The following is a 12,646-nucleotide window of genomic DNA, read 5'->3' on the forward strand; positions in this document are numbered from 1 at the left end:
GGGAACGGCGCCGGGGCCCTCGTCTGTCCCCAGGGGCCCGCCGGGCCCGTGACACCCCGCCCCCGCCCGCGCCTACGGCCCGCCAGCGAGGCTGGCGGGCCGTGGGGCGGAGGTGGTGCGTATAAGAGCGTGGTCGCCGCGCCTAGACCTCGCTGCCGACCCGGGCCGGCTCGGCGCGGCGCGCGACGACGGAGTCGGCGATCTCACCGCTGCGGATGGCGATGTTCGACAGCAGCGACGAGGTCAGACCGTGCGTGTGCTCGGTGCCACCCTGGAGGTAGATGCCGCAGGTCAGACCGGGATCGGTGGTCACGCGGTAGTCGCGCTCCACATGGTGGCGGCCCTCCGCGTCGCGCCGGCAGAACCGGTCGAGGTCGCCGAGCAGGTCGGTGACGTCCATGCCGGTGTAGCCGGTGGCGAAGACGAGCGCGTCGACGTCCATCTCCTGCTGGGCCTCGCCGGAGAGGAGCGAGTGCAGCACGACGCGCGTGTCGCTGCCGGAGCGCTTCACTTCCTTGACCCGGGTCAGGTTCAGGAAGTGCAGGCGCTTGGCGCCCGCGACCTCTTCCTCGTAGGAGCGCCGGAACAGCTCACGGATCACGTCGTCGTCGACGACGGAGTAGTTGGTGTTCTTGTGGTAGCGCCAGAACGCGTCGCGCGTCGTCTCGCTGCCGAAGTAGTAGTGGTCGACCGCGCTCGGGTCGAACACCTGGTTGGCGAAGGGGGTGTCGTCGGCCACGGAGTAGCCGTACGACGGGAGGATCGCCGACACCTGCGCGTGCGGCAGCATGTCGTGCAGGTACTTGGTGATCTCGGCCGCGCTCTGGCCCGCGCCGACGACCGCCACGTTCTGGAGTTCCGAGGGGTCCATCCGGCCGTACTTGGCCAGGAACTCCGAGCTGTGCCAGACGCGTTCGTCGCGCTCCATGCCCTCGGGCATGCGCGGCACGAGGCCCGTCGAGACGGCGACGTTGTGGGCCCGCACGACGCGGGTCGCGCCGCTCACGGTGTCCCGGACCGTGATCTCGAGGTACTGGTCGGGGCCCGTCCCCGCGTCCTCGGGAAGCCGGATGCCGGTGACTTCCGAGTTGTACGTGACGCGGTCGCTGAAGCTCGACTCCGCCCACTCCAGGTACTGGTGGAACTCCTGCCGGGTCGGGAAGAAGTCCTGGTTGTTCACGAACTGCACGAGCCGGTCCGAAGCGTGCAGGTACGACACGAAGCTGTACCGCGACACGGGATTACGGAAAGTGGCCAGGTCCTTCAGGAACGAAATCTGCATCGTCGCCTGGGGAAGCAGCATGTTGCGGTGCCAGCCGAAGGCCGCCTGGCGCTCGAAGAAGGCGGCCGTGACGGGCCGTCCCGTCGCGTTGTTCTGGTGTTCCTCCAGGGCGATGGCCAGGGACAGGTTGGACGGGCCGAACCCGATGCCAACGATGTCGTATATCTCGTGTTCACGAGTACCCATAGATAATCTCCCGCTGGTGTAGCTTCGACAGGGACTTCCGCGTATTCGCTGAGGTTTCAGTGCTGCGGTTGCCCGAGAGGACCTCGGCCGGAAATGCTGTCAACTGTCGTTTCTGAAGTGCGGCTGATGGTCTCGAACATCTCGACCGGTGGTCCGGAAGAACACGCATTGAGTATTGCGCTGGAGAACACCGCCACGCCAACTTAGAGGGGCCGGGCAGACCTTTCAAGAGGACCCGGCAGCCGTAGCTGGCCGGGCCCCGCTGTCCCGTCGACAGGACAGCCGAGCTGCTCGTCCGCAATTCGGGTCGTGCCACGCAAAGCGTGGGTAACGTCGGCGACTTGGCGCGCCGCGCCGTGAGTGATTTCAACGAAAGGGTGAGCTCCGGATGTTTGTTCCGAGCCAGTACCGCCAGCCGGACAGTTCATGGATGGTCGACCTGATCCACGGCAATCCCCTGGCGCTGTTCGTGAGCAACGGCAACCCGGAAGCGGGTCCGTTCGCCACGCATCTGCCGGTAATCCGGGATCCGGAGTGGACCGGGGAATGGTCGGATGACCTCTCGGGCGGCCGGCTGCTCGGCCATATGAACCGGGCGAACCCGCACTGGAAGGCGCTCGAGTCGGGCACGGTGAACCTGCTGACCTTCACCGGTCCGCACGGCTATGTGTCGCCGACGGTCTACGACGTGACACCGGCCGCGCCGACGTGGAACTTCACCTCGGTCCATGTGCACGGCGTGGTCGAGAAGATCGAGGGCATAGAGAACACCCTGGACGTCGTGAAGGCGACCGTAGAGGCCTATGAAGGCGCCTTCGGCGACGGCTGGGACATGTCCGAGTCGCTCGAGTACTTCCGGAAGATCGTGCCCGCGGTGGGCGCCTTCCAATTCCGGGTGACCAGCGCCGAGGGCATGTTCAAGCTCAGCCAGGAGCAGCCGGACGAGGTGCAGGAGCGGGTGCGCCGTTCGTTCGGCGGCCGTGAGTGCACCCGGCACCAGGCGACGGCGAGCCTCATGAGCAAGCTGCCCTGACGGCCGCGTCACCGCCCCTTGCCCATGCCTAGGGCCCGCGCCCCGAAGGGGGCGCGGGCCCTAGGCATGTGGTGCGTGGGATCAGGCGCTGATGCCCGCCTTCTCCTGCTCCTCCTCTTCCTCCAGAGCGCGCTCCGCGGCGTTGTCGAGCGTCGCGAGCACCCACTGCTCGAAGTCGATGCCCGACTGCTCGGCGGCCTTGTGCCACCACTGGAGCCGGCTTCCGGGCACCGCGAGGCGCCGCATCGTCTCAGGGGTCGGGGTGCCGTCCCGCACCTCGTCCTCGCGCGCCATGCGGATCGCGCTGCGCAGCTGCTTGGTGGTCCACTGCAACTGCTCCGCGCGGTCGAGCCACAGCTCCTGCTCGTCGACCGGCAGGGACGCCAGCTCGGCGTGGTGCTGGAAGCTCAGCGCCGCGCGCCGGCGGCTGAAGTCGAAGCGCCGCGAAACCCACGCGTAGTTACGCAGCGTCTGGTACTGCAGGCCCGCCGCGCGAATTCCGCGCTGATAGCGGTCGGTGTAGTGGTCCTTGCCGTATACCAGCCAGTCCCCCAGCCACCAGGAGGAGGAGTTCACGATTCCGGATAGCTGGCGCCCGGCCCGCTCCCAGTCCTCGAAGGTCAGTCCGGCGGGCATTTGCAGGCCCACCTTCGTCGTCAGTACCTGGCCACGACGCTCGTCCACCCTGCGCTGCCGAGGGACGGAATTCGCGTTTCTACGGAACAGCACAACCTTCGAGCCCTCGAGGTCGCTGACCTGGTTCGTCATCATGCCTCCATGTGAATGAACTTCGAACGAACGCGGACACGACAGACTGCGTTCGAACGCGAAAAAGCCATGCGGGCTTGGCAGCCGTGTCCAAGATCCCCTGGGGATCGGTCGCCGTCGCGCGTCGCGAGGCACAGGCTTGCCAATCGATCACAGCCGATCGGCCGGATGAAAGCTCGGTGGAGCCACTCGCCGCACAGGGTCGTCAAAGCTCCGTCAACTCACGGATGGACCTGCCGGAGTGGCCACGCGCGCATCCCGCCGTCAGGCAGCCTCAGCCGAGGCGGCCTCCGGCGCTGAGCACGGTCAGGTCCGGCCGTTCGGCGCGCCCTTCAGGGCTGCGCGGAAGGCATTCAGTCGGCATGTGTGCGGATACGTACATCAACTACTCGCCCCGTTCAACTACTCGCCCCGTTCGCCTGGACCACCCCACTCCATGCCGTCGGTACCGACGTGTCCCCCGTCGGTACCGATGACCCGGATTCGCAGTGGTCTCTTCCAAAGGCCTACCCGAGTAGAACCCGGCACCTGTTGGAGATTCAAGGAAGAGGCCGTCGCTCGTCGCGACTTTTCGAAGTTCGAACAAGCTAGCCCAACTTCGCTATCCCTGTCATGGGTGGCGTGGATCTCTCCGCGGCACTCGCGGGATCCGTATTGGCGATTGTCTTCCGCCAGTCAAGGCAAGAATTGAGCCAAATCCACCAGGGGCAAACAGTTGCAGACGAGAAGGGGGCACACAGGCGGAGGGGGCGATTCCTCAAGTTTGCTGGATCGGCCACGGCAAACACCGCCAAACCTTCACCACTCGCGTGCTGTAGCGGAATCCTGAGCTTGTCAGGGAACACTAGCACTATCCATACGGATCCTTAACGCCCCTAACGCGTAACCGCGCGCCGCACGGAGAACACGCCGTGCGGACGACAACCGCCGCAAGGGTTACGCGGAGTCCAAGCTCCCGGCGGCTATGAGGGGAATGAGGGGGAATCGGTTCGCGGCGAAGACGCACAGGCAGTCACGCGATGTCGGAATGATGAATTCCGTCGCGCGCCCTGGAGCGGGCCGCGCGGGCGGAATCGGCATAAGGCGTTCCGCTCGGTTCGTGGCCGAGACGGCCGCCGCGCGCGCGACACCGCGTCCAAGGGCCCGGGCGCGGGCGGTCCGCCCTCGCGCCGAGTGCCCCGAAGAGGCCTCTACGCCCCAATTTGCAGCCGTGGTTGCCACATCTGTCACGCCCGCAGCAAGATGGTGCGCGGCGCTCTCGGATCCTAGACTCAACGCTCGGCAGCCGCCGCTCAGGGATGGTCCGGGAGGGATTGCAGCATGGTTGTGCCCTGCGCATTGCCAATATCGACTCCGGTCAGCGAGGTACCCGACCCTCATCTCGCCTCACCTTTCAGCGATTTCACCGACCAGGTCTTCCAGAACCTGCGCCGGGCGGACCAGCGCCGCTGGGCCGGCGCGTATCTGGCGGGGCTGCTGATCACTCCCGGCAAGAAGTCCGTGCGCCGTCTGGCCGGAGCCGTCTCGGCCTCCCCCACCGCGGTGCAGTCCCTGCGCCAGTTCGTGAGCCTCAGCCCGTGGGACTGGGAGCCGGTCATGCACGAGCTGACCCGCTGGGCCGAGGACCACGGCCCCGCCGCCACCTGGGCCATCGGCCGCGCGGTGCTGCCCAAGCGCGGCGACCGCTCCGTCGGCGTGCACCGCTACTTCGACCCGGTCACCGGCCGCACCCTCAACTGCCAGCTGGGGCTCGGCGCGTTCCTCTGCATCGGGGCGCTCCAGGTCCCGGTCGACTGGCGGCTGCTGCTGCCCGCGCCCTGGACGGAGGACCCGCAGCTGCGCCGCCGCGCGCGCATCCCCGACGAGGTGGACCACCGCCCGCTGTGGGCGCAGGCCCTGGACCTGGTCGACACCCTGGAGGCCAGGACCGAGCCGACGGCCGCGCCGGTCGTGGCCGACATGAGCGACGACCCCGACGCCGGCCTCTTCCTGCGCGGACTCAGCCAGCGCGCCCGTGATTTCGTCGTCGCCGTGCCGCAGCACCTGAAGGTCCTGCCGGTCGGCGAGCGCGTCCCGAACGGGCCGGAGCCGGTCAGCGCCCGGTCCCACGTCGCCCAGGGCAACACCGAGACCGTCCTGGTGACCACGGCGGACGGGCGCCAGCAGGAGCTGCGCGTCCAGTCGCTCCTGGTACGCCTGCCGGGGGCGCGGGCCGGGGCCACGCCGGAGTACCCCTACCGGCTCTTCACCGAAGTTCTCCCCGAGGGCTCTCAAGGTGTCATGTGGCTCACCAGCCTCACGCATCGCCGTCTCGACAACGTTGCCTCACTGGCCACCCGTCGTCACGGCACGACCGCGGCCGTGGCGGGCATGGAGCGGCATTTCGGGCTCCTCGACTTCGAGGGCCGTTCGTTCCCCGGCTGGTATCACCACATGACGCTCGTGTCGGCCGCGTACACCTATCAGCGGCTGACGCACCGGCCCGTCAACCGGCATCTTCCGTGCTGCCCCGCGCCCTTGCCGCGGGGTTCCCGGGAACGGCTGCACCTGGCGGACCGCTAGTCCTGCCTGCGGTTCGCGCGTTGCCCTTGTGTTCCCATTCGTTAACTGTCATTTCCCGGCGGCCGCGTTGACGGCGGCGGCCTGTCCGATACCGTGTCGTGCTCCGCAATGGAGACCTCGTTCACGGCATATGCGCGGGTAAGCCACAGGCGGAACCGAGCGCTAACGGCGGGCATATGACGGCGCATCGATGGATATACCGAAGAGCGGGTTCGGCCGTATGTCCCGCTTTCCCCCAGGAGTACGCTCGCCCGGAATTGGAGCGAGGCGTCAGCGATTCACGCGGAAGCGAGCACGCGGCAGTGCGGGACCGTGTGGCCGATTCCTCAACAGGCGCACCGCGGGGTCCCGTTCACAGGAACAGCGTGCATAATCAGTTCGCCGGCTCGCGCCGGATGGGTGCGGCCCTGGAAACCGCCGGGGGAGGTCGGTCTCCAGGGCCGCTGGATCGGTCCGCCGCGCGGCAGCACAGCGGGCCGAAGCTCTAGGGGCGCGGCCCGCGCCCGGGCCGAAGCCGGCCCACCTCTGCTCGGCGGCAGGTCACCGGGTCAGTTCACCCAGCCCGTGAAGCGCTGGGCGCTCGCTGGAGCGCCGTGCGGGACGCGCTCGGCCCGGCGGCCGCGGTCGTCGTACTCCAGGGTCGCGGAGACGGCCCGGACCAGCCAGGCGTTGACCGAGAGCTGCTCGCGCCCCGCGGCCTCCTCGATCCGGGCCTTGAGGTGCTCCGGCGGCCGGAAGTTGATGCGGGATGTCGCCCCCTCGTCCCCGTTCGTCGTCAGTGGCGCCAGTGACACCAAGGGTGGCGCCACCCCGGCGGGCCCATGGCCGTGATCCCGGACACCCTCGCTGTCGAAGGCGCCGAAGGACCGTTCCTGCGGAGGCAGGGTGACCACGAAGGTCGGGTCGAGACCGCGCAGGCGGATCTCGACGGACCCCGGGGCCATGTCCCGGGTGATCTCGTCCACGGCGGCCGACAAGGCGTCGAGGAGCGTGAGCCGGACCGCGGAACCCAGCGGCGCGACCAGGCGTCCGGCGAGGTCACGCGCTTCCTCGTCGCCCGCCTCGACCGCTGCGGCCAACTCCTGCCGCAGCTGGTCGACGTACCGCGTGAGTTCCATGGCGCCATCGTCGCACCACTGTGGCACCACGCGCAAGCTTTCGATTCATTGCACCCGGGAGGGGGCGCGCCCGGAGCCGGGCGGCGGCCCGCCGCCGCCGTGCGCGCGTGCGGGGGCGCGCCCCGGCCGTTGGCCGGTTGTCACCCCTGCGCCTAGCGTGGGAGGGAGCGCGGGTTTCTGGCGCGGGGGCGCGAGCCCCTGACGCGTGAGCGGCACCTGGCGCCCGGAGCGCGCTGTCCCATCGTCAGGGGGGCGGGAGGTCGGAGCACCATGTCCACGAACCCTGAGGGCGCACCGTGCTGGGCGGACGCCATGTTCCCCGACGTCGGGGCGGCCAAGGACTTCTACGGCGAGCTGTTCGGCTGGACCTTCGCCGAGGGCTCGGCGGAGTTCGGCGGCTATACGCAGGCGTACAAGGACGGCAAGGCCGTGGCGGCGGTCGTTCCGCGGATGCCGGACATGGCCGGGCAGCCGCCCGCCTGGAATCTGTATCTGGCGACGCCTGACATCGCGGCCACGGCGGGCAGGATCCGCGAGCACGGCGGCACGCTGGAGATGGAGCCGATGCCGGTGGGTGACTTCGGCACCATGACCACGGCGCGGGACCCGAGCGGTGTGTATTTCAGCGCGTGGCAGCCGGGCAGTCACCGGGGCTTCGAGCTGAGGGGCGCGTCGGGCGCGTTCTGCTGGGCGGAGGTCACGACGCGGGAGGCGGCGAAGGCGGACGCCTTCTTCACGGCGGTGTTCCCCTACGAGGTCAAGCGCATGGAGGACGAGCACGTCGACTTCCACGTCTGGCAGCTCGACGGCCAGCCGGTCCTGGGGCGTATGAAGATGCCTCCGGAGGCGCCGGCCGACGTGCCGCCGCATGTGAACGTGTACTTCGGTGTCGACGACTGCGACGCCGCCGTGGAGCTGGTGAAGCGGAGCGGCGGCCGGCTGTACTTCGGCCCGATGTCCTCGCCGTTCGGCCGGTTCGCCACGGTGGCGGACCCGCAGGGCGCCGCGTTCTCCGTCATCGACCTGGGGACGACCGAGGGCGAGATGCCGAACCTGGTGTGACGCGGGCCACGCGCGGCGCCCGGCCGGGGCGCGTCACGTCCCTCGCGGCGGGCCTCGGCACGGCACCGCGGGCACGGCACCACGGGCACGGCACCGCGGGCCCGGCACCACGGGCACGGCACCACGGGCACGGCACCACGGGCACGGCACCGCGGGCATGACAAAGAGCGGGCACGACAGCACGGGTACGGCAAAGAGCGAGTACGACAAAGAGCGGCTACGACAAAAGGCCGCTCCCGCATCGCTGCGAAAACGGCCTTCGACCCGCTGTGAAGCTGGTCGGGACGACAGGATTTGAACCTGCGACCCCTTGACCCCCAGTCAAGTGCGCTACCAAGCTGCGCCACGTCCCGTTACCCGCTGACCTGGGCTTTCCCCTGGCCGAACGCGCACCGAAACCATACCGCACTCCGGCCGGTGATCGCTCCCGCCTTTCCCTCTTGACCTCAAGTGGACTTGAGGTTGCAAGCTCGTCGGCATGACGACGACACCGGCACGCACCTTCACGTACGCGGACCTCCCCGGCCTGATGGGGCTGATGACGGGCGACGAGAAGCACGGCCCCGCGGCGACCTCCACCCTGGACGCGCTCTGGGTCCTCTACGACCGTGTGCTGCGGGTCACACCCGAGCGGGTGGACGATCCGGGGCGCGACCGCTTCCTGCTCTCCAAGGGGCACGGCCCCATGGCGTACTACGCGATCCTCGCCGCCAAGGGCTTCCTCCCCGTGGACTGGCTGGAGGGCTTCGGGTCGTACGACTCCCCGCTCGGGCACCACCCGGACCGGGTGCTCGTACCGGGCGCCGAGATCGGCAGCGGCTCGCTGGGGCACGGTCTGCCCCTCGCGGTCGGCACCGTCCACGGCCTCAAGGCGCGCGGGCTCACCGACCCGAGCGTATGGGTGCTCGTGGGGGACGCCGAGCTGGACGAGGGAAGCAACCACGAGGCCATCGCCTACGCCGGGCCCGCGGGTCTGGAGCGGCTGCACACCCTCGTGATCGACAACGCCTCCGCCTCGTACGCGCGGCCCGGGGGCATCGCCGCCCGCTTCGAGGCCGCGGGCTGGTCGGCCCTGACCGTCGACGGCCGGGACCACGAGGCCCTGTACGCGGCCTTCACCGCGCCGCACCCGGGGCGCCCGCACGTGGTCGTGGCCCGCGTCGAGCCCAAGGAGTTCGACGGCGAGCCCGAGTCCGCCTGACCCCGCGCCACCGCCCCGCACCCGCCTCCCTCCGGAAGGACCTCTCCCCCATGGACACCATGCGAGACCGTTTCGCCCCCGTCATGTCCCGGCTGCTCGACGAGGACCCGCGCGTCGCCGTCGTCCTCGCCGAGATCGGCAGGGACGCCTTCGAGGACGCGATGCGCGCGCACCCGGACCGGGTGATCAACGTCGGCATCCGCGAGCAGCTGCTCGTGGGCGCCGGGGCAGGCCTGGCGCTCGCGGGCCTCAGGCCCGTCGTGCACACCTTCGCGAGCTTCCTCGTGGAGCGGCCCTTCGAGCAGATCAAGCTGGACTTCGGGCACCAGGGCCTGGGCGGGGTGCTCGTCAGCGCGGCGGCGTCGTTCGACTGGCCCGAGGGCGGCTTCACGCACATGGCGCCGGGCGACGTCGGGGTCCTGGACACCCTGGACGGCTGGGCCGTGCACGTCCCGGGCCACCCGGACGAGGCCGAGGTGCTCCTGCGGCACGCCGTGGGCACGGGCGCCGAGGCGCCGCCCGTGGACGACAAGGCGTACGTACGCCTGTCCACGCAGTCCAACGCGGCGCCGATGCCGGTGGACGGCAAGCGCTTCCTCACCGTGCGGGAGGGGCGCGGGGGCGTCGTCGTCGCGGTCGGCCCGCTGCTCGACCAGGTCCTCGCGGCGACGGAGGGCCTCGACGTCACCGTCCTGTACGCGACGACGGTGCGGCCCTTCGACGCGGACGCGCTGCGGCGGGCCGTCGGGGCGGGCACGGCCGATGTGGTGCTCGTGGAGCCGTACCTCGCCGGGACGTCCACGGCCGCCGCGAACGACGCGCTCGTCGACGTGCCGCACCGGATCCTCGGGCTCGGCGTCGGGCGCGCGGAACTGCGCCGCTACGGCCGCCAGGACGAGCACCTCCGCGCCCATGGCCTGGATGCGGCTTCCCTGCGCGCCCGCATCACCGGCTTCCTCCCCGCGGGGTCCCCGGCCTGACCTGCCCTCAGGAGGAGCGCGCCTGCGAGGGGCTACTCGGCCGGCACGCCCAGGCCCGGATGGGCTTCCAGCAGGCGCGTAGGCGCGGCCTGGCGCCAGGAGTCGGCGAGGATGTCCGCCAGCTCCCGCGCGTCGAGCGCGGCGAGCCGCACCCGCACCCATGCGAAGGACACTTCGTGGTCGGCGATCCAGAACTTGCCGGGCTCGGCGAGCACCAGCTCGTCCCGCTCCAGCTTCGGGCAGCGCACGGCGATGGACGTCTCGTCCTCGGGGAGCGTGGCGAACATCTTGCCCGCGACCCGGAAGGTCGGCATGCTCCAGGCGATCTTCTCCGTCGTGTCCGGCAGAGCGAGGGCGGTGCGGCGTACGTCGTCGGCGTTGACCATGGAACGAACGGTAGCCAACGCCTCTGACAACCACCCGCCCCAGGCCGCCCGCACGCCCTCACCCCACGCGCGCGTCGAGCCAGTCCGTCAGGTCCTGGTGCACCTCGTCCCGGTTCGTCTCGTTCAGGATCTCGTGCCGCGCGCCCTCGTACCCCTTCAAGGCGAGGTCGCGCACGCCCGCGTAGCGGAGGTCCTCGAGGAGTTCGTACACGAGCGTCATGCCCTGGTTGCAGGGGTCCTGTGTGCCCACGGCGATGTGGACGGGCAGGTCGGCGGGGAGGCGGGCCAGCTGCCGCGGGTCGTTGATCTTGCGGACGGCGCGGACCCAGTCGAGGGAGAGGCCCGCCGAGAAGGGGAAGCCGCAGCGCTCGTCGGCGACGTACGCGTCGACCTCGGCCTCGTCGCGCGAGAGCCACTCGAAGCCGGTGCGGTGCGGGTGGGCGTCGTTGAACGCGGCGAACAGCTCGGGGACGAAGGACGAGCGGGCCGCGCGGCCGCCGGCGGCGACCTCGGCCCGCAGCCGCGCGAGCGCCGTCTCGGTCTCCGCGCCGGGCAGCGAGCGGAACGTGCCGGAGAGGACGAGGCCCGCGAGTCCGTCCGCGTACTCCTGGGCGTAGTCGCGGGCGAGCATCGAGCCGAGGCTGTGCCCGAACAGCACCACGGGGGTGCCGGGGTACAGGGCGCGGACCTGGTCGCCGACGGCCTTGAGGTCGTCCACGACGGCCCGCCACGCGTCGGGCCCGTCGCCCGCCCCCTCCGGGTCCACGACGCCGTAGCCGCCCGTGGCCTGGGCCGTCGCCCCGTGCCCTCGGTGGTCGGAGGCCACCACGCCGTAGCCGTGCGCGGTGAGGTGACGGGCGAACCGGTCGTAGCGCAGGGCGTGCTCGGCCGCGCCGTGGGCGATCTGGACGAAGGCTCGGGGCCTGCCGTCGCGTGGCTGCCAGGTGTACGTGGCGACGGGTACGCCGTCCGCCGCGGTGAGCAGCCCCGCGGTGTACGTCACGGGTGTCACGCGCGCGTGGTCGTGGTCCGGCATCGAGAAGCCCCCTGTCAGGCTGCGGCTGCGTCCTGCCCACGCCTCCCCCGGCACCCGGGGCGCCAACCCTCCACGGGCGCCGTCTAGTCCTCGGCCGCCGCGTCCTTCAGGGCGCCGAGCACCGGGGCGATCAGCGGGTGCTCCTCCGCGCCGCAGCGCACGGCGGCGAACACCCGTCGTGTGGGCGCGATCCCGTCCACCGGGCGGATCGCCACGTCCGTCACGTCCATGCCCCGCAGGGCGGAACGGGGGACGAGAGCCACTCCCGCGCCCGCCGACGCCAGGGCGACGACCGCGCGGAAGTCGTCGGACGTGTGCTCCAGGACCGGCTGGAACCCGGCCTGCTCGCAGGCGAGGACGACCACGTCGTGGCAGGGGTTGCCGGGGAAGGGGCCGATCCAGGCGTCCTTGGCGAGGTCGGCGAGCGGCACGCGGCCGCCGTCGGCGAGCGGGTGCGTCACGGGGAGCACCGCGTCGAAGGGCTCGGCGTACAGCGGTACGCGCGTCAGGCGCGGGTCGTCGGCGCCGGGCGCGCCGCGGTACTCCACGGCCACCGCCACGTCGACCTGCCGGTCGAGCACCATCGGCAGGCTGGCGTCGCCCTCGGCGTCCTGGACGCGCACGCGGATGCCGGGCGCACTCTCGGCGAGCCGGGTCAGGGCGGGGCCCACGACCAGGCCGATGCCCGTCGCGAACGCCGCGAGCGTCACCGTCCCGGCCGCGCCCGAGCTGTACGCGGCCAGCTCGGCCTCGGCGCGCTCCAGCTGAGCGAGCACGGCGTTGGTGTGCGTGAGCAGGATCTCGCCCGCGGCCGTGAGCCGGACCCCCCGGGCCGAGCGGTCCACGAGCCGGTGCCCCGTCTCCTGCTCCAGCGCGGTGAGCTGCTGGGACACGGCGGACGGGGTGAGGTAGAGGGCGGCGGCCGCGGCGGTGACGGTGCCGTGGTCGGCCACCGCACGCAGGATGTGCAACCGCCGGGCTTCGATCATGCCCCCGATTCTCCCACCCACCGCCCGCGTGCCGCCCCGCACC

General features: G+C 70.8%; 11 protein-coding genes and 1 tRNA gene. 5 read left to right on the plus strand and 7 right to left on the minus strand.

Annotated features, from left to right (window positions below; genetic code table 11):
* Nucleotides 1-142: 142 nt before the first annotated feature.
* On the minus strand, nt 143-1,468 hold the full coding sequence (locus AC07GB_RS15720; RefSeq protein ID WP_478845598.1) for a lysine N(6)-hydroxylase/L-ornithine N(5)-oxygenase family protein: 1,326 nt from the start codon (nt 1,466-1,468) through the stop codon (nt 143-145).
* A gap of 388 nt (nt 1,469-1,856) precedes the next feature.
* On the opposite strand from AC07GB_RS15720, the gene AC07GB_RS15725 reads away from it, so the two are divergent.
* The gene (locus AC07GB_RS15725) at nt 1,857-2,501 is read left to right on the plus strand and encodes an FMN-binding negative transcriptional regulator (protein WP_478845599.1); all 645 of its coding nucleotides are present in this window, start codon (nt 1,857-1,859) and stop codon (nt 2,499-2,501) included.
* Between the two features lie 81 nt (nt 2,502-2,582).
* Here the strand turns inward: AC07GB_RS15725 and AC07GB_RS15730 are convergent, their stop codons facing one another.
* Nucleotides 2,583-3,137: an LmbU family transcriptional regulator gene (locus tag AC07GB_RS15730; RefSeq protein ID WP_051856505.1), complete on the minus strand. Its 555-nt coding sequence runs from the start codon at nt 3,135-3,137 to the stop codon at nt 2,583-2,585.
* Between the two features lie 1,452 nt (nt 3,138-4,589).
* On the opposite strand from AC07GB_RS15730, the gene AC07GB_RS15735 reads away from it, so the two are divergent.
* The gene (locus AC07GB_RS15735) at nt 4,590-5,831 is read left to right on the plus strand and encodes an IS701 family transposase (protein WP_478845601.1); all 1,242 of its coding nucleotides are present in this window, start codon (nt 4,590-4,592) and stop codon (nt 5,829-5,831) included.
* Between the two features lie 548 nt (nt 5,832-6,379).
* Here the strand turns inward: AC07GB_RS15735 and AC07GB_RS15740 are convergent.
* Entirely contained in the window at nt 6,380-6,949 is a 570-nt protein-coding gene (locus AC07GB_RS15740) for a hypothetical protein (RefSeq protein ID WP_478845603.1), read from the minus strand.
* A gap of 270 nt (nt 6,950-7,219) precedes the next feature.
* On the opposite strand from AC07GB_RS15740, the gene AC07GB_RS15745 reads away from it, so the two are divergent.
* A complete protein-coding gene (locus tag AC07GB_RS15745) occupies nt 7,220-8,011 on the plus strand; it encodes a VOC family protein (protein WP_478845605.1) in 792 nt (263 codons plus the stop codon).
* A 276-nt stretch (nt 8,012-8,287) separates the two neighbouring features.
* On the opposite strand, the gene AC07GB_RS15750 is transcribed toward AC07GB_RS15745, so the two are convergent.
* Nucleotides 8,288-8,364 (minus strand) — tRNA-Pro (locus AC07GB_RS15750).
* A 125-nt stretch (nt 8,365-8,489) separates the two neighbouring features.
* On the opposite strand from AC07GB_RS15750, the gene AC07GB_RS15755 reads away from it, so the two are divergent.
* On the plus strand, nt 8,490-9,212 hold the full coding sequence (locus AC07GB_RS15755) for a transketolase (RefSeq protein ID WP_478845607.1): 723 nt from the start codon (nt 8,490-8,492) through the stop codon (nt 9,210-9,212).
* A gap of 50 nt (nt 9,213-9,262) precedes the next feature.
* Nucleotides 9,263-10,192: a transketolase family protein gene (locus AC07GB_RS15760; protein ID WP_478845609.1), complete on the plus strand. Its 930-nt coding sequence runs from the start codon at nt 9,263-9,265 to the stop codon at nt 10,190-10,192.
* Nucleotides 10,193-10,224: 32 nt separating this feature from the next.
* On the opposite strand, the gene AC07GB_RS15765 is transcribed toward AC07GB_RS15760, so the two are convergent.
* The 3 genes from AC07GB_RS15765 to AC07GB_RS15775 form a co-directional block, all read right to left on the minus strand.
* On the minus strand, nt 10,225-10,578 hold the full coding sequence (locus AC07GB_RS15765; protein WP_478845610.1) for an MmcQ/YjbR family DNA-binding protein: 354 nt from the start codon (nt 10,576-10,578) through the stop codon (nt 10,225-10,227).
* A 58-nt stretch (nt 10,579-10,636) separates the two neighbouring features.
* Nucleotides 10,637-11,614, minus strand: a complete 978-nt coding sequence (locus AC07GB_RS15770) for an alpha/beta fold hydrolase (protein WP_478845612.1) — start codon at nt 11,612-11,614, stop codon at nt 10,637-10,639.
* 83 nt (nt 11,615-11,697) lie between these two features.
* Nucleotides 11,698-12,603, minus strand: a complete 906-nt coding sequence (locus AC07GB_RS15775) for a LysR family transcriptional regulator (protein WP_478845614.1) — start codon at nt 12,601-12,603, stop codon at nt 11,698-11,700.
* Nucleotides 12,604-12,646 lie beyond the last annotated feature (43 nt).

The organism is Streptomyces sp. NPDC045778, assembly GCF_056431945.1.